The sequence below is a fragment of the Streptomyces sp. NPDC043685 genome, from assembly GCF_056436585.1.
On sequence record NZ_JBWKCH010000002.1, the window covers coordinates 734,144 to 750,287 of the forward strand.

At 71.1% G+C, this 16,144-nt stretch carries 17 protein-coding genes and 1 pseudogene; 6 read left to right on the top strand and 12 right to left on the bottom strand.

Going from position 1 to position 16,144, the window contains the following annotated elements; translation table 11 throughout:
- Positions 1-13: 13 nt before the first annotated feature.
- On the bottom strand, positions 14-901 hold the full coding sequence (locus tag AC0665_RS08015) for an SGNH/GDSL hydrolase family protein (protein ID WP_478704625.1): 888 nt from the start codon (positions 899-901) through the stop codon (positions 14-16).
- Positions 902-1,159: 258 nt separating this feature from the next.
- Between AC0665_RS08015 and AC0665_RS08020 the strand changes: the two genes are divergently transcribed.
- Positions 1,160-1,654 carry a DUF3145 domain-containing protein gene (locus AC0665_RS08020; RefSeq protein ID WP_363122290.1) on the top strand — a complete coding sequence of 165 codons (495 nt, stop codon included), beginning with the start codon at positions 1,160-1,162 and terminating at the stop codon, positions 1,652-1,654.
- Positions 1,655-1,793: 139 nt separating this feature from the next.
- Here AC0665_RS08020 and fabF read toward each other — a convergent pair whose 3' ends face one another.
- From fabF to fasR, 5 genes are all read right to left on the bottom strand, one after another.
- On the bottom strand, positions 1,794-3,065 hold the full coding sequence (gene fabF, locus AC0665_RS08025; protein ID WP_468413325.1) for a beta-ketoacyl-ACP synthase II: 1,272 nt from the start codon (positions 3,063-3,065) through the stop codon (positions 1,794-1,796).
- A gap of 86 nt (positions 3,066-3,151) precedes the next feature.
- Positions 3,152-3,400 carry an acyl carrier protein gene (locus AC0665_RS08030; RefSeq protein WP_003989952.1) on the bottom strand — a complete coding sequence of 83 codons (249 nt, stop codon included), beginning with the start codon at positions 3,398-3,400 and terminating at the stop codon, positions 3,152-3,154.
- 80 nt (positions 3,401-3,480) lie between these two features.
- Entirely contained in the window at positions 3,481-4,482 is a 1,002-nt protein-coding gene (locus AC0665_RS08035; RefSeq protein ID WP_468413327.1) for a beta-ketoacyl-ACP synthase 3, read from the bottom strand.
- Positions 4,483-4,497: 15 nt separating this feature from the next.
- Entirely contained in the window at positions 4,498-5,409 is a 912-nt protein-coding gene (locus AC0665_RS08040; RefSeq protein ID WP_468413329.1) for an ACP S-malonyltransferase, read from the bottom strand.
- An 89-nt stretch (positions 5,410-5,498) separates the two neighbouring features.
- Entirely contained in the window at positions 5,499-6,704 is a 1,206-nt protein-coding gene (gene fasR, locus AC0665_RS08045; RefSeq protein WP_366053962.1) for a fatty acid biosynthesis transcriptional regulator FasR, read from the bottom strand.
- A gap of 62 nt (positions 6,705-6,766) precedes the next feature.
- On the opposite strand from fasR, the gene AC0665_RS08050 reads away from it, so the two are divergent.
- Positions 6,767-7,423, top strand: coding sequence for a pirin family protein (locus AC0665_RS08050; RefSeq protein ID WP_478704717.1), 657 nt, complete (start codon positions 6,767-6,769; stop codon positions 7,421-7,423).
- Here AC0665_RS08050 and AC0665_RS08055 read toward each other — a convergent pair.
- Both AC0665_RS08055 and AC0665_RS08060 read right to left on the bottom strand, forming a co-directional pair.
- The gene (locus tag AC0665_RS08055) at positions 7,420-8,235 is read right to left on the bottom strand and encodes a serine hydrolase domain-containing protein (RefSeq protein WP_468413331.1); all 816 of its coding nucleotides are present in this window, start codon (positions 8,233-8,235) and stop codon (positions 7,420-7,422) included. The genes AC0665_RS08050 and AC0665_RS08055 overlap by 4 nt on opposite strands.
- Positions 8,236-8,253: 18 nt before the next feature.
- Positions 8,254-8,572 (bottom strand): annotated as a pseudogene (locus tag AC0665_RS08060) (GNAT family N-acetyltransferase).
- Positions 8,573-8,642: 70 nt separating this feature from the next.
- On the opposite strand from AC0665_RS08060, the gene AC0665_RS08065 reads away from it, so the two are divergent.
- Positions 8,643-9,110: a MerR family transcriptional regulator gene (locus AC0665_RS08065; RefSeq protein ID WP_468413335.1), complete on the top strand. Its 468-nt coding sequence runs from the start codon at positions 8,643-8,645 to the stop codon at positions 9,108-9,110.
- A complete protein-coding gene (locus AC0665_RS08070; protein WP_468413337.1) occupies positions 9,107-10,123 on the top strand; it encodes an aldo/keto reductase in 1,017 nt (338 codons plus the stop codon). The genes AC0665_RS08065 and AC0665_RS08070 overlap by 4 nt, the downstream gene beginning before the upstream one ends.
- 84 nt (positions 10,124-10,207) lie before the next feature.
- Here AC0665_RS08070 and AC0665_RS08075 read toward each other — a convergent pair whose 3' ends face one another.
- The 3 genes from AC0665_RS08075 to AC0665_RS08085 form a co-directional block, all read right to left on the bottom strand.
- Positions 10,208-11,059 (bottom strand): DUF4429 domain-containing protein, encoded by an 852-nt coding sequence (locus tag AC0665_RS08075; protein ID WP_478704718.1) that lies wholly within the window; start codon positions 11,057-11,059, stop codon positions 10,208-10,210.
- A gap of 66 nt (positions 11,060-11,125) precedes the next feature.
- On the bottom strand, positions 11,126-12,334 hold the full coding sequence (locus AC0665_RS08080; RefSeq protein ID WP_478602505.1) for an alpha/beta hydrolase: 1,209 nt from the start codon (positions 12,332-12,334) through the stop codon (positions 11,126-11,128).
- A 73-nt stretch (positions 12,335-12,407) separates the two neighbouring features.
- The gene (locus AC0665_RS08085; RefSeq protein WP_363122299.1) at positions 12,408-13,052 is read right to left on the bottom strand and encodes a TetR family transcriptional regulator; all 645 of its coding nucleotides are present in this window, start codon (positions 13,050-13,052) and stop codon (positions 12,408-12,410) included.
- A gap of 108 nt (positions 13,053-13,160) precedes the next feature.
- Here AC0665_RS08085 and AC0665_RS08090 point away from each other — a divergent pair, with 108 nt between their 5' ends.
- Together AC0665_RS08090 and AC0665_RS08095 are read left to right on the top strand one after the other, a co-directional pair.
- A complete protein-coding gene (locus tag AC0665_RS08090; protein ID WP_468413341.1) occupies positions 13,161-14,786 on the top strand; it encodes an MFS transporter in 1,626 nt (541 codons plus the stop codon).
- 235 nt (positions 14,787-15,021) lie between these two features.
- The gene (locus tag AC0665_RS08095; protein ID WP_363122302.1) at positions 15,022-15,336 is read left to right on the top strand and encodes a small hydrophobic protein; all 315 of its coding nucleotides are present in this window, start codon (positions 15,022-15,024) and stop codon (positions 15,334-15,336) included.
- 54 nt (positions 15,337-15,390) lie between these two features.
- On the opposite strand, the gene AC0665_RS08100 is transcribed toward AC0665_RS08095, so the two are convergent.
- Positions 15,391-16,125, bottom strand: coding sequence for a potassium channel family protein (locus AC0665_RS08100; protein ID WP_478704626.1), 735 nt, complete (start codon positions 16,123-16,125; stop codon positions 15,391-15,393).
- Positions 16,126-16,144 lie beyond the last annotated feature (19 nt).

Here is a 16,144-nt window from a genome sequence, read left to right on the forward strand (position 1 = left end):
GACAGAGCCCGGGTCATGGCTTCCTCGCGGTGACCGTGCGGTACGCGATCTCCGCCAGCCGGGCCTGTCCGTCCACGCTGGGGTGGAAGTAGTCCCAGCGGCTCAACTGGGCCGTGCCGAAGCGGTAGTCGTACACCGCGCCCCCGTCGTAGCGGCACCGCTCGTCCTCGGCGCAGACCTCCTCCAGGACCTTGTTGTAGTCCTCCACCCTCTTGTGCACCGTGTCCCGCCGCAGGGTCGCCGCCGGGTCCAGGGCGTCCGGGGCGCCCAGCATCGACGGGCAGATGCCCAGCTTCCACACCTGCTTGCCCATCGGGCTGCCCCGGCCCTCGGACCACAGGCGCTTCAGGTTCGGCACACTCGCCACGAACACCTGCGCCTTGGGCAGGGCCTTGCGCAGACCACGCAGCGCATCCTCGAAGTCGGCCCGGAAGGCGGAGACCGGGGTCATCGCCGCGGGCGTGGACCGGCAGGCGTCGTTCGCCCCGACCATCACCGCCACCAGCTGCGGTTTGCGCCGCACCGCCCGCGCCATCTGCCCGGGCAGATCCGCCATGCGCGCCCCGGTCACGGCGTAGTTCCAACTGCGCCGAGCGGCCCCCGCCCTGCCCAGCAGCCGTACGGCGAGCGAGTCGACCTCGCGGCTCGACCCGGTCGCCCAGGACGCCTCAGGACAGTCCGACAGCACGTCACAGGCGTCGAACGCCCGGGTGATGGAGTCACCGACGGCGGCCACGGAACGAGGACTGCGGTCCCATAGGGGCGTGGGCGTGGGCGACGGCTTCGCGGACGCGGACGGGGCGGCGGAATCACCCCCCACGGCATCACACCCGGCGACACCCAGCACGGCCGCCGCGACCACGGCCAGAACGCCCCGCGCGGTACGGCTTCGCTTCCGCATCCCTGGTCCATCCCCTCGCCACGCCGTGTCCGTCTCCCCACCCCATGACAACGCACGAGGGTTCCCGGCCGATCAGGTGCAACGGCTCACACCCGCACAAGCGTCCCCCTGGGTGAATGGCGGGCGTTTCCCGGCACCTGGACCGACCGTACGTCACACTCCTTGCGCCCCCGCACGGTAGCCTCGCCATCAGCGTGACCCCCCGGTCACAGCCGTTCCGCCCGTTTGCACCATGTCCCGCTCTGCCCGGAGGTTCCGGTGACGACACGTGGAGTTCTGTACGTGCACTCCGCGCCGCGCGCGCTGTGCCCGCACGTCGAGTGGGCCGTCGCCGGGGTGCTCGGCACACGCGTCAGCCTGGACTGGATCCGCCAGCCCGCCGCACCGGGCACCTGGCGCTCGGAGTTCTCCTGGCAGGGCCAGGCCGGCACGGCGTCCAAACTCGCCTCCGCACTGCGCGGCTGGCACCTGCTCCGCTTCGAGGTCACCGCCGAACCCTGCCCCTCCGCCGAGGGCGAGCGGTACAGCTGCACCCCCGACCTCGGCATCTACCACGCCGTCACCGGCATCCACGGCGACATCCTCATCCCCGAGGACCGCCTCAGAGCGGCGCTCCAGCGCTCGCAGCGCGGTGAGACCGACCTGGAGGCCGAGCTCAGCAAACTCCTGGGCAAGCCCTGGGACGACGAACTGGAACCCTTCCGCTACGCAGGCGAGGGCGCCCCGGTCCGCTGGCTCCACCAGGTGGTGTAAACGCCTTCAGGGGCGCGCCTTCAGGGGCGCGGGAACTGCGCGAACAACCCCCACGAGCCCGCGCACGGCACGCAACGTCACGGAAACGGCGAATGGCCCGAACTCCACCCAAGGAGTTCGGGCCATTCAACGCTCAGGATCAAACCGTCCGGAACGCCAGCACCACGTTGTGCCCACCGAACCCGAACGAGTCGTTCAGCGCGGCGATGCGGCCCTCGACCGGCAGCTTCCTGGCCTCGCCCCGGACGACGTCGGCGTTCGCCTCGGCCTCGGGGTCGAGGTTCTCCACGTTGATCGTCGGCGGAGCCACCCGGTGGTACAGCGCGAGCACGGTCGCCACCGTCTCCACACCACCGGCACCGCCCAGCAGGTGTCCGGTCATCGACTTCGTCGCGGACACCGCGAAGTGGTCGGCGTGGTCGCCGAACACCTTCCGCAGCGCCTTCAGCTCGGCGATGTCACCGGCCGGCGTGGAGGTGGCGTGCGCGTTGACGTGCACGATCTCCGCCGGGTCCAGGTCGGTGCGGTCCAGCAGGTTCTGCAGGGCGTGCGAGATGCCGCGCCCCTCCGGCTCCGGCTGCACGATGTCGTGCGCGTCGGCGGAGATGCCCTGCCCGACCGCCTCGGCGTACACCCGGGCGCCGCGCCTGGCGGCGTGCTCGGCGGATTCCAGGACGATGACACCGGCGCCCTCACCGAGGACGAAACCGTCACGGGCGGTGTCGTAGGGACGCGACGCGCCCTGCGGGTCGTCGTTGTTCTTGGACATCGCCATCATGTTGCCGAACGCGGCGATGGGCAGCGGGTGGATCGCCGCCTCCGTGCCGCCCGCGACGACGACGTCGGCACGGCCGGTGCGGATCATCTCGATGGCGTAGCCGATGGCCTCGGCGCCCGAGGCACAGGCGGAGACCGGCGTGTGCACGCCCGCCCGGGCGCCCACGGCCAGGCCCACGTTGGCCGACGGGCCGTTGGGCATCAGCATGGGCACGGTGTGCGGGGAGACGCGGCGAACGCCCTTCTCCTTCAGCACGTCGTACTGGTCGAGCAGGGTCGTCACACCGCCGATGCCGGAGGCGATGACCGCGCCGAGCCGGTCGGGGTCGATGTTCGGGTCTTCGCCGGCCTTCGCCTCGAAACCGGCGTCCTTCCAGGCCTCCTGGGCCGCGACCAGCGCGAACTGCGCCGAGCGGTCCAGCCGGCGGGCCTGCGGCCGGGGGATGACCTCGGTCGGTTCCACGGCCACCGGGGCCGCGATCTTGACGGCCTGTTCGGCCGCCCACTCCTGCTCAAGGGGCTTGACGCCGGACTTGCCGGCGACCAGGCCCTCCCAGGTAGAGGCTGCGTCGCCACCCAGCGGTGTGGTTGCGCCGATACCGGTGACGACCACGGTGCGATTGGTCGAGTTCACGGGAATTCTTTCTCCAACGGATCCGAGGATTAAGCGGCGCCACCGCCGGGTGGCGGGGCAGTCAGCCCAGGGGCGTGATCGGTCGATCAGCCCTGGTGCTTGAGGATGTAGTCGGTCGCGTCGCCGACGGTCTTGAGGTTCTTGACGTCCTCGTCGGGGATCTTGACGTCGAAGCGCTCTTCGGCGGCGACGACGACCTCGACCATGGACAGGGAGTCGACGTCCAGGTCGTCGGTGAAGGACTTGTCCAGCTGGACGTCCTCAACCGGGATGCCGGCGATCTCGTTCACGATCTCGGCGAGACCGGCGACGATCTCTTCCTGAGTGGCGGCCATGTTGGCGCTCCTTCGTAGATATCCAGAGGTGTGGCGGGTGGTACGCACCGTCCCGGACCGCATGATCCGGCACGGAGTGCCTAGGGGAGGGTAACGACAGTCGCGGCGTAGACGAGACCCGCCCCGAAGCCGATGACGAGCGCGGTGTCGCCGCTCTTCGCCTCGCCGGTCGCCAGGAGCCGCTCCATCGCGAGCGGGATCGAGGCGGCCGAGGTGTTGCCGGTGGTGCGGATGTCACGCGCGACCGTGACGTGCTCCGGCAGTTTCAGGGTCTTCACCATCGAGTCGATGATCCGCACGTTGGCCTGGTGCGGGATGAAGACGTCCAGGTCGTCCACGGTGATCCCGGCCGCGTCCAGCGCCTGCTGGGCGACCTTCGCCATCTCGAACACGGCCCAGCGGAACACCGCCTGGCCTTCCTGGGTGATCGCGGGGAACTTCGCGACCGTCCCGTCGCGGTAGTCCGTCCACGGCACGGTCTGCTTGATGGTCTCGGACTTGTCGCCCTCGGAACCCCACACGGTGGGGCCGATCGCGGGCTCCTCGGACGGGCCGACCACGACCGCGCCGGCGCCGTCACCGAACAGGAAGGCCGTCGCGCGGTCCTCCAGGTCCGTCAGGTCGCTCAGCCGCTCGACGCCGATCACCAGGACGTACTGCGCCGAGCCCTCGACGATCATGCCCTTGGCGAGGGTCAGGCCGTAGCCGAAGCCCGCGCAGCCCGCCGAGATGTCGAAGGCGGCGGCCTTGTTCGTGCCGAGCTTGTCGGCGATCTCGGTGGCGACGGCCGGGGTCTGCTTGAAGTGCGAGACCGTCGAGACGATCACGCCGCCGATCTGCTCGACGGAGATCCCGGCGTCCGCGATGGCCTTGCCCGACGCTTCGATCGACATCTGGGCGACGGTCTCCTCGTCGGAGGCCCAGTGCCGCGTCTCGATACCGGAGCGCGAGCGGATCCACTCGTCGGAGGAGTCGATCGTCTCCAGGATCACCTCGTTCGGCACGACCCGGGTCGGCCGGTACCCGCCCACGCCGAGGATGCGCGCGTACGGGGCGCCCTTGCTGGGCTTCAGCTTCGCCATGCTCCGGGCTCCTTGTCAGGCGTGCTCGGCGATGAGCTCGCGAGCAGCGTCCAGGTCGGCGGGGGTCTTGAGCGCCAGGGTCTTCACACCCGGCAGAGCGCGCTTGGCCAGACCGGTCAGCGTGCCGCCGGGGCAGGCCTCGATCAGGGCCGTGACGCCGAGTTCCTTGAAGGTCTCCATGCACAGGTCCCAGCGGACCGGGTTGGCGACCTGCCCGACGAGCCGCTCCAGCACCTCGGCGCCGGTGGTCACCGTCCTGCCGTCCTTGTTGGAGACGTAGGCGACCTCGGGGTCGGCGGGGACGAGCTCCTTGGCGGCCTCGGCCAGCTTCTCGACGGCCGGGCCCATGTGGTGCGTGTGGAACGCGCCCGCGACCTTCAGGGCGACGACCTTGCGCACGCCCTCGGGCATGTCCTCGTTCAGCGCGGCGAGCTGTTCCATGGTGCCCGCGGCCACGATCTGCCCGGCGCCGTTCATGTTCGCCGGCGTCAGACCGAGCTTCTCCAGGTGCGCGACGCTCACCTCGGGGTCTCCGCCGAGCAGCGCCGACATGCCGGTCTCGGTGATCGCGGCGGCCTCGGCCATGGCCAGGCCGCGCTTGCGCACGAGGGTCAGCGCGGCGGTGTCGTCGAGGACGCCCGCGTAGGCGGCCGCGGTGATCTCACCGACACTGTGGCCGGCGACCGCGCCGGGCGTGACGTCACCGAGTGCCGCCGCGGACAGCAGGCCGGCCGCGACGAGCAGCGGCTGCGCCACGGCGGTGTCTCGGATGGCGTCGGCGTCGGCCTGCGTCCCGTAGTGGGCGAGGTCCAGGCCGATGGCGTCCGACCAGGCACCGAGGCGGTCGGCGGCACCGGGCAGTTCGAGCCAGGGGGTCAGGAAGCCGGGCGCCTGAGCGCCCTGGCCGGGAGCGACGAGTACGAGCACTCTCACACTCTCTCTTGGGTACGGGCACGGCCGCCCGTGGGGACAGGGACGAAGAACACGAGGGGGTTTTGTCGAGCCTCGACAAAACCTTAGGGCTGGAGATCTCCATCGACCAGACGCCCCAGGATCAGCGCGATCCGCAGCGTGAACGCAGAGCGTACATCGGAGGGTGACCAACCGGTGACGTCAGTCACACGTCGAAGCCGGTAGCGGACGGTGTTGGGATGGACGAACAGCATCCGGGCGGCGCCCTCCAGACTGCTCGCCTGTTCGAGATAGACGCTGAGGGTCTCCAGGAGCGCGGCCCCGGCCTCCTCCAGCGGTCTGTAGATCTCCTCCACCAGTTGCTCACGGGCCGAGGGGTCCCCGGCCATCGCCCGCTCCGGCAGCAGATCGTCCGCCAGCACCGGGCGCGGGGCGTCCTGCCAGGCGGAACACGCCTTCAGCCCGGCCGCCGCGGCCTGCGCGGACCGGGTCGCGGCCAGCAGGTCCGGCACCACGGGACCGGCCACGACCGGGCCGGCGGCGAACGGGCCGATCAGCGACTTGGCGACGGCCAGCGGGTTGTCGCTGCCGCCCGCGATGACGACCAGCCGGTCGCCGAGCACCCCGGTGAGCACCTGGAGCTTGGCATGCCGGGCGGCCCGCCGGATCGCCTCCACGGTCAGTTCGGAGTCGCCGTCGGGCGCGGTGCCGAGCACCACGCACACGTGCTCGGGGGAGTTCCACCCCAGGGCGGCGGCCCGGGACACGGCGCCCTCGTCGGCCTCGCCGCTGAGCACGGCGTTCACGACCAGGGACTCCAGCCGGGCGTCCCACGCGCCGCGCGCCTCGGCGGCCTGCGCGTACACCTGGGCCGTGGCGAAGGCGATCTCCCGGGCGTAGACGAGCAGTGCCTCGCGCAGCACCCGCTCGTCGCCGGGGGCCGCGACCTCGTCGATCGCGCTCTCCATGACCTCGATGGTGGTGCGCACCATCTCCACGGTCTGGCGCAGGGTGATCGCCCGGGTCAGCTCGCGCGGCGCGGTGCCGAACACGTCGGTGGAGATGGCCTGCGGGGCGTCGGGACGCCGGAACCACTCGGTGAACGCGGCGATGCCCGCCTGCGCGACCAGACCGATCCAGGAACGGTTCTCCGGGGGCATGGCCCGGTACCAGGGCAGCGTCTCGTCCATCCGCGCGATGGCCTGCGCGGCGAGCGATCCGGACGACTTCTCCAGCCGCTTCAGCGTCGCGGAGTGCGGATGGACGGGGTGGGCTGCGGCGTCGTTCTTGGCGGTTTCGGGTTCGGGCACGGGGACAAGACTGCCTTATCCGGACGGGAAGGTGGGCTGCCGGGTCTACGGTGGACCGCGTGATGGACATTCGGCGCGCGGGTGAGCGCTACCGGGGCGGCGACCCCTCGGCCGGAATCGAGTCGTGGCACGCCTTCTCCTTCGGGCCGTACTACGACCCGGACAACCTCCGCTTCGGCGCGGTGCTCGCGTGCAACGAGGAGCGGCTGGCGCCCGGCGCCGGGTTCGACGAACATCCGCACAGCCACACCGAGATCGTGACGTGGGTGGTGGAGGGCGAGCTGACCCACCGGGACTCCACCGGGCACGAGTCGGTCGTCCGGCACGGCGACGTGCAGCGGCTCAGCTCGGCGGGCGGGGTGCGTCATGTGGAGCGCAACGGCGGCCCCGGGCCCCTGACCTTCGTCCAGATGTGGCTGGCCCCGCTCGAGCCCGGCGGCGACCCGTTCTACGAGGTCGTCCGCGGCATCGCCGACTCCACGCCCTACGCGCTCCCGGAGGCCGGCGCGATGCTGCACGCGCGGCGTCTCGGGCCCGGGGAGCGGACGGCGGTGCCCGACGGGGCGTCCACGTACGTGCACGTCGTCCGCGGGGACGTCCGCCTCGACGGCGCGGAACTGCACCCGGGCGACGCGGCCCGGATCACCGGCGCCAAGGGCCTGGAGGCCGAGGGTGTGACCGAGGCGGAGCTGCTGGTCTGGGAGATGAACACGGCCTAGATCTCGGCCAGTACCGCGTCCGTGAACGCCGGCCACACCTCGCTCGCCCACGGCCCGAACGCCCGGTCCGTCAGCGCGACACAGGCCGCGCCCGCGTCCGGGTCGATCCACAGGAACGTACCGGACTGCCCGAAGTGCCCGAACGTGCGGGGCGAGGACGAGGAGCCCGTCCAGTGCGGCGACTTGGAGTCGCGGATCTCGAACCCGAGCCCCCAGTCGTTGGGGTTCTGGTGGCCGTACCCCGGCAGGACGCCCTTGGTGCCCGGGAAGTGCACGCTCATGGCCTCGGCGACCGTACGCGGGTCCAGCAGCCGCGGCGCCTGCACCTCGGCGGCGAACCGCAGCAGGTCCTCCACCGTCGACACCCCGTCCTTGGCCGGAGAGCCCTCCAGCGTCGTCGAGGTCATGCCGAGCGGTTCCAGCACGGCCTGCCGCAGGTACTCCCCGAACGGGATGTCGGTGACCTTCTCGACATGGTCGCCCAGCTGCTCGAAGCCGGCGTTGGAGTACAGCCGGCGCTCCCCGGGCGGCGCCGTGACCCTGTGCTCGTCGAAGGCGAGGCCCGAGGTGTGCGCGAGCAGGTGCCGGACCGTCGAACCGGGGGGACCCGCGGGCTCGTCGAACTCGACGGCCCCCTCCTCGTACGCGACGAGCACCGCGTAGGCCGCGAGCGGCTTGGTCACCGACGCGAGCGGGAAGCGCTGCCCGGCCGGGCCGTGGGTGCCCAGGACCGTGCCGTCCGCTCGTACGACTCCCGCCGCAGCGGTGGGAACCGGCCAGTTCTCGATCAGCGCGAGGCTCTTCAGCGACATGCCGTCGAGCCTATGCGCTCAGAGCGTGAGCTCCGGCAAGGGGTCGGGCCCGGGCCGGAACCCCAGGGGGTACCCCCATCGCCGCGCGCCCGGGTCGGTGGCGACGCTGAAGACGAAGCCCACCCTGCCGTGCGGGTCGCCCGGCTTGCCGATGCGGTAGTCGATCGTCCCGGCGACCAGGGGCGCCAGGGCCCCCGCCGCTCGGGGTGGTCGACGACGAACGCCACGAAGTCCCCTTCGGGGTCGCCAGTTTGGCCCTGAGGGCGGGGAGGGAACCCTCGTGCCAGACGACGGAGGGGTCGGAGACGAACACCGCGTCGATCATGACGTGGCGCAGGAATCGTCCTGCCGATTTCTTACCGTCGGCGCTTGCTTGGAGTGCACTCCAAGGTTCTAGCGTGGGAGCCATGACGGTGATGGAGACCACGGCGACCAGGACCGACACCTGCGCCGGCCCGACGCGACACCAGAACCGGCGCCCGGACGGCGACGACCAGTACACGATCAGCGAGGTCGTCGCCTTCACGGGCCTGACGGCACACACCCTGCGCTGGTACGAGCGCATCGGTCTGATGCCGCACATCGACCGGTCCCACACCGGTCAGCGCCGGTACACCAACCGCGACCTCGACTGGCTCGACCTCGTCGGCAAGCTCCGCCTGACGGGCATGCCGGTCGCGGACATGGTCCGGTACGCGGAACTGGTGCGCGAGGGCGACCACACCTATGTCGAGCGCTTCGAGCTGCTGAAGACGACCCGCGAGGACGTCCTGGCCAGGATCGACGAACTCCGGGGCACACTCGCCGTGCTCGACCGGAAGATCAGTTTCTACGCGGACGCCGGGCGTGCCCTGGCGTCGGAGAGGTCCCGATGACGGACGGCAGGATCACGACGGCGAAGCTCGGCGACCTGGGACCGGAGGTGAGTGTCCAGGGCCTGGGCTGCATGGGCATGAGCTTCGGCTACGGCCCGGCGGACGCGGACGCGTCCCGGGCCACCCTGGAGCGGGCGCTCGAACTCGGCGTCACCCTCTACGACACGGCCGACGCGTACGGCGCCGGTGAGAACGAGCGATTCCTGTCGCCGTTCTTCAAGGCCCACCGCGACGAGGTCGTCATCGCCACCAAGTTCGCCCTCTCGATCCCCCCGGACGACCCCACGCGCCGGATCGTGCGCAACGACCCGCCCTACATCCGCCAGGCCGTCGAGGCGAGCCTGAAGCGCCTGGACGTCGACGCCATCGACCTCTACTACATGCATCGGCGCGATGTGAACGTGCCGATCGAGGAGAGCGTCGGCACGATGGCCGAGCTGGTCCGCGAGGGCAAGGTCAAGCACCTCGGCCTGAGCGAGGTCACGGCCGGTGAACTGCGCGCCGCCCACGCCGTCCACCCCATCGCCGCGGTGCAGTCGGAGTGGTCGCTGTTCAGCCGCGACATCGAGACGCACGTCGTCCCCGCGGCCCGTGAGCTGGGCGTGGCGCTCGTCGCGTACTCGCCCCTGGGCCGGGGCTTCCTCACCGGCTCCTTCACCGACGCCCACCAGGACCTGAGCGAGGGCGACTTCCGCCGCCAGCAGCCCCGCTTCACGGGCGACAACGCGATGGCGAACGCGACCCTGCTGGAGCTGATCCGCTCGGTCGCCGAGGCCCACGACGCGACCGTCGGTCAGATCGCCCTGGCCTGGGTGCAGCAGCAGGCGACGATCCACGACCTCCCGGTCATCCCGATCCCCGGCACCCGCAAGCCGGCCAGGGTGGAGGAGAACACGGCGGCGACCAGGATCGTCCTGACCGACGAGCAGCTGGACCTGCTGGACGGCATCGCGGCCCAGGTGGCGGGCGACCGCTACGCGGACATGGCCTTCACGTCGGCGGGCCGGGAGTAGCGAAGCGCCCCTTCAGGGGCGCGGGGAACTGCGCGACCGGCCACCCTCGACCCGCACCCGCCGGCGCGCAGCACCCCGCCGACGCTAAAGCTCCGCCAGCAACTCGGCCTTCTTGACCGAGAACTCCTCGTCCGTCACCAGCCCGGCCTGATGCAGCTCCCCGAGATGCCGGATCCGCTCGGCGATGTCCGCGGGATCACGCCGCGGCGCGGGAACGGCGGCCACCGGGCCGGACGTCCGCACCGCGGCCAGTACCGCCGCGGCGAACGGCAGCGACTCGTGCACCGGCCCGTACCCCAGCCCGAACACCACCGCCGCGGGGTCCTGGTCGGCCTGCACCCCGGGCGTCTCCGCGTCCCGCCGCAAGAGCCGCAGATGCCCTTCGAACACCTCCGGCGACCGCCACTCCACCCCGTTCAGCTCCCCGACGGAGAAGCTCTGGTCGCCGGACTTCCACTTCGCCGACGACGCCCCGGTCCAGAACCACCGGAAGTTCACGGTCCGTCCGTCGAAGGACGCCTTGCCGTCGTACGCCTTGAACGACAACGGCCCCTCGGGGGGCGGCACGAGGAACCGCTCGGACGGCCCGGACCGCGTCAGCAGGCTCCGCAGCTCGTCGGCGTAGTACTCCGCGAGGACCTCCCGGTCGGCGGGCAGCACCAGCCGGTAGGGGTCGCCGCTCTCCTTCAGCTGTCCGGCGGCCACCTCCATCAACGGGTCGGCACCGGGGCGCGGCTCGAGGCGCAGCACGGCCGTGCCGCGTTTCCCGCGTGTCAGCGTCACTCCGGCGATCGCCTCCAGGGGCACGCGGCGTTCCCCGAGGGCCTGGAAGAGCTTGGGTGTTCGAATCCCCCGTTCGTAGCGGATGAGCACGGAGTCGGACTCGAACTCCCAGGCGGCATGAAATCCGGCCAGTACGTCACCCATGCGGCTCATCGTATGCGGCACGCGCTCCTCCGTCCCCCTCCCGAGCAGACCGCAATTCCTGCGCCTCTACGCGCGTCAGGCCGCGGCCGTACCGGACAAACCGGTACGGCAGACGCCCTCTTCGTGCGCGCAGTGCACCGAGCGGTATGCGCCGACACCGATCTCTGCGAAATTGAACAGGCTTGCCGTGCCCGGCACGAAGTAGCCCGCGTGACCCTTCGCGCCCGCGGCGGACAGCACCCGCGCCCCGAACCCGGAGGACACCGGGTCGGCGCCGTGGCCCAGACCGCCGACCTCCAGGTAGGGCACGTCCTGGATCCAGTCGTCGGCGTCCCGCATCGCCCACACCCGGGCGGCCGTGCCCAGTTGGGCGGCCTTCTCGACGCGCATGCCCGGGCTGCCGGCCACCGCGATGTCGGACACCCGGCCCGGCAGCGCGTGCGCCGCGACCCCGCACACCACGGAGCCGTAGCTGTGGCAGAACAACGAGACCGGCGCGCGGCCCGGCAGCGCCCGCACGAGCGCGTTCAGCCGCACGGCACCCTCCTCGGCGCGCATCGCGGTGGCCGAGTCGATGCCGATTCCGCTGGGCGCGGTGTAGTCGGCCCAGGCGATGACGGCCGTACGCGTCGAGGGGCTGACCGTCCGCTCGGCCGCGTACAGGGACCTGGCCATGCCGACGGGCGCCGAGTACTTCCGCTGGGTGCGCTGGAAGGTGAGCAGGTCGGTGTCGACGCCGGGGACGACGACCGAGACCCGCTCCGCCCGGCGCAGGTCGCCGAAGACCTCCGCCACCCGGCCCGAGCCCTCCGGGTCGAAGGCCAGGATGTGGCGGCCCTTCTCCATGAGGTCCTCGAAGCGGTGCATCCGGCGGCCCGCCTCCTGCTGCCCGGCCGGGGTGAGGCGCTTGTCGTGCATGCGGGCGCGCTCGACCTTGAACGCCTTGGCGAGCGCGTGGTGGTTGGCGCGGTAGCGCAGCTCCACCGGAGCGCCGTTCATGTTGCCCACCGCGAGCGAGTACTTGCGGACCAGGGTCGAACGGTCCTGCTCGGTCAGCGAGGTGAAGAAGCGGCTCAGCGCGGCCGGCTCGGACCGCGGGTCCGGCAGCCGGTGCCCGCCGATCCGGCCGTGCTCCCATGCGGAGAGCGAGGCCTGGAGCGGCCTGGCGCCCCGCTGGTTGCGCAGGGCCGTCCAGCCGGTGGTCGCCAGCATGACGAACACGACGGCCAGAGCGAGCAGTGCGCGCCAGACGTTCAGTTGCGGGGAGGTGTCGAAGGAAGTCACTGAAAGGACACACTAGGAGAACGAGAGGGTCTCGCGTTAACCAAGTGACCGGGATCACGTTTCGGTGACAGAGTCAGGGGGACGGCTCCGCACGCCAGTTCCCCGCCAGTGCGGGACCCACCTGATCCAGGTATGTCGTGGTGAGTTCGCGCATGCCGTCGAGGCTGAGGTCGTCCCCCGCGGACCACAGGCGCTCGGTGACACGAATCACCCCGCCGAAGAGCGCCACCACGATCCTGGGCCGGGGGTCCGCGTCCACGTCGAGACCCTCGCGCTCGGCGATGATGCCCGCGAGCTGCTCCTCCAGTTCCGCCGAGCGCCGCAGATGGGCGGCGAGCAGCGCGGGCGTCGACTCGATCACCCGGTAGACCCGCATGTGGAGGTCGATCGGGACGAGCTCCTCGACGGCCTCGTTGATCGCGTCCCAGCTCTCCAGCACGGCCCGGCGCAGCGCCTCCAGCGGCGCCTCGGCCGGCGGGCGCCTGCGCAGCGCCTCGACGACCAGCGTCTCCGCGAGGCGCGGCACGAAGAACGCCGTCTCCTCCTTCCCGGCGAAGTAGCGGAAGAAGGTGCGCTGCGAGACGTCCACGGCGGCGGCGATGTCGTCGACGGTCGTCTCCTCGTACCCGCGCGTGGCGAAGAGTTCCAGCGCGGCCCGCAGCAGGGCGTCCCGGGTGCGCCGCTTCTTGCGTTCGCGCAGGTTCAAGAGGTGCCTCACGTCTCGTCTGAAGTGTTTGCCCAGTTCAGGCTATACGGGGATGGCGTGTCAGTGACCGACTAGTGAATTGGTTTGTCAATTGTCAGTGGCTGTCATTAGCCTCGCGGCATGACTAGTCAGACCACCATCGACACGACGGGGTCGGGGGGCAAGGAACCGGCGTCGCCGTCGGGGGCGGCGCCGGCCAAGGGGCTGCGCGGGCACCCCTGGCTCACCCTCATCACCGTCGCTGTGGGGGTCATGATGGTGGCCCTCGACGGCACCATCGTGGCCATTGCCAACCCGGCCATACAGAAGGACCTCGGCGCCACGTTCGCCGAGGTCCAGTGGATCACCAACGGTTACTTCCTCGCCCTCGCGGTCTCCCTGATCACCGCGGGCAAGCTCGGCGACCGCTTCGGTCACCGGCAGACCTTCCTCATCGGCGTCGTCGGCTTCGCCGCCGCCTCGGGCGCGATCGGCCTGTCCGACAGCATCGCGTTCGTCGTCGTCTTCCGCGTCCTTCAGGGCCTGTTCGGCGCGCTGCTGATGCCGGCCGCGCTCGGCCTGCTGCGCGCCACCTTCCCGGCCGAGAAGCTGAACATGGCCATCGGCATCTGGGGCATGGTCATCGGCGCGTCCACCGCGGGCGGCCCGATCCTCGGCGGTGTGCTCGTCGAGCACGTCAACTGGCAGTCGGTGTTCTTCATCAACGTGCCGGTCGGTGTCCTCGCCGTCGTCCTCGGCGTGCTGATCCTGCTCGACCACCGGGCGGAGAACGCCCCGCGCTCCTTCGACCTCCTGGGCATCGCCCTGCTGTCGACGGCCGTGTTCTGCCTGGTGTGGGCGCTCATCAAGGCCCCGCCGTCCGAGTGGGGCTGGGGCGACCCGAAGACGCTCGGCTTCCTCGGGGCCTCGGTGCTGTGCTTCGCGCTCTTCGCCTTCTGGGAGACGAAGGTGAGGGAGCCGCTGATCCCGCTCGCGCTGTTCCGCTCCGTGGCGCTGTCCGCCGGTGTCGTGCTGATGGTCCTGATGGCCATCGCGTTCATGGGCGGCCTGTTCTTCGTGACGTTCTACCTCCAGAACGTGCACGGCATGAGCCCGATCGACGCGGGTCTGCACCTGCTGCCGCTCACCGGCATGATGATCGTCGGCTCGCCGCTGGCCGGCGCGCTGATCACCAAGCTCGGCCCGCGTGTGCCGCTCGCGGGCGGCATGGCGTTCACCGCGATCGCCATGTACGGGATGTCCACGCTGGAGACGGACACCGGCAGCGCCGTCATGTCGCTCTGGTTCGCCCTGCTGGGCCTCGGCCTGGCGCCGGTCATGGTCGGTGCGACCGAGGTCATCGTCGGCAACGCTCCGATGGAGCTCTCGGGCGTCGCGGGCGGTCTCCAGCAGGCCGCCATGCAGATCGGCGGCAGCCTCGGCACGGCCGTGCTGGGTGCCGTCATGGCCTCCAAGGTCAACAGCGACCTGGCCGGCAACTGGGTGAAGGCGGGCCTGCCGCCGCTCACCCCGGAGCAGGAGCACCAGGCCTCCGAGGCGGTCCAGGTCGGCGTCCCGCCGGTGGCGCCGGGCACGCCGGACGCGATCGCCGCGAAGATCACGGGCGTCGCGCACGACACGTTCATCTCGGGCATGAGCGCGGCCTCGCTCGTGGCGGCCGGGGTCGCCGTGGTGGCCGTACTGGTCGCGTTCCTCACCAAGCGCGGTGAGAACGCGGAGGCCGGCGCCGGCGCGGCGCACATCTGACGCTCCCCGACGGCCCGTTCGCCTATCAGGGTGAACCACACCGTCGAACCCTCCCCTCCGGCACCCGCCGCAGGTCACAGTGGGTCAAGTCCTCCGCAGGGCATGGAGGACGGACGCTGCGGCGCGCTGCCGGAGGGGGGCAGCGCGCAGGCAGCGGGATTGAACCCCACTGACGGGGTACTCGCCATGTCATACCCGAACCGAGCCCCAACCGACCGAGGGTTTACGGGAGTTGATGATGGCGAGCTTCGGACACGGCACGCGCAGGCACCCCCGCTCACGTGGCCGGACGTGGTCACGGACCGGGACGGATCGCGCGACGCTCGGACTCATCGGAGTCATCTGCGCCGTTGCAGGCTTCTTCGTGCTGGGGATCGTCCTCGGTCCCGTCGCGATGGTCTGCGGCTGGCTCGCCATGGGCCGCGCGTGGTCGGGCTCCCGCCCCACCGCGGCCGTGATCGCCCTGGTCCTGGGCGCCATCGACACGCTCCTGGCCGTCATCTGGCTGTCCGGAGCGGCCACACCGGGTATGGGCACGGGTCTGTTCTGACCCGGATGAGAAGTATGAGAAGGGCCCCCGGCCGCTCGGCCGGGGGCCCTCTCGTCACTCCACCCGGTCCCCCTTGAGCTCAGCCAACTCCCCGCGCAGCGCCCGTACTTCCTCCGTCAGCTCCCGTATCGCCTCGGTCTGGCGCCTCTCCTCGACGTCGTCCTTCTCGAACCGCGCGATGAACCAGGCGGCGATGTTCGCCGTCACCACACCGAGCAGCGCGATCCCGGACAGCATCAGCCCGACCGCCAGCATCCGTCCCAGCCCGGTGGTCGGCGCGTGGTCCCCGTACCCCACGGTCGTCATCGTCGTGAAGGACCACCACACCGCGTCGCCCAGCGTCCTGATGTTCCCGTCGGGGGAGTCCCGTTCGACCGACAGCACGGCCAGCGAGCCGAACATCAGCAACCCGACCACCGCACCCACGACATACGTCGTCAGCCTTATCTGCGAGGCCATCCGCGCCCGCTGCCCGACGAGCAGCAGCGTGGACACCAGCCGCAGCAGCCGCATCGGCTGGAGCATCGGCAGCAGCACCGCGCCCAGGTCGAGCCAGTGCGTCCGCACGAAGGCCCGCCGGTGCGGCGCGAGCGCCAGCCGTACGCCGTAGTCGAGGGCGAAGGCCCCCCACACCACCCACTCGATCGCCGTGCACACCCGGACGATGTCCGGGCCCGCGTCCGGCCGGACGATCGGCACGGCGTAGGCGACGGCGAAGGCCAGGGCCAGGCCGAAGAGGGGCCGCTGGGTGCGATGTTCCCAGCGGAGCTGGGCCGACTGCTGCTGCATGGGCGCATCGTAGGAAACG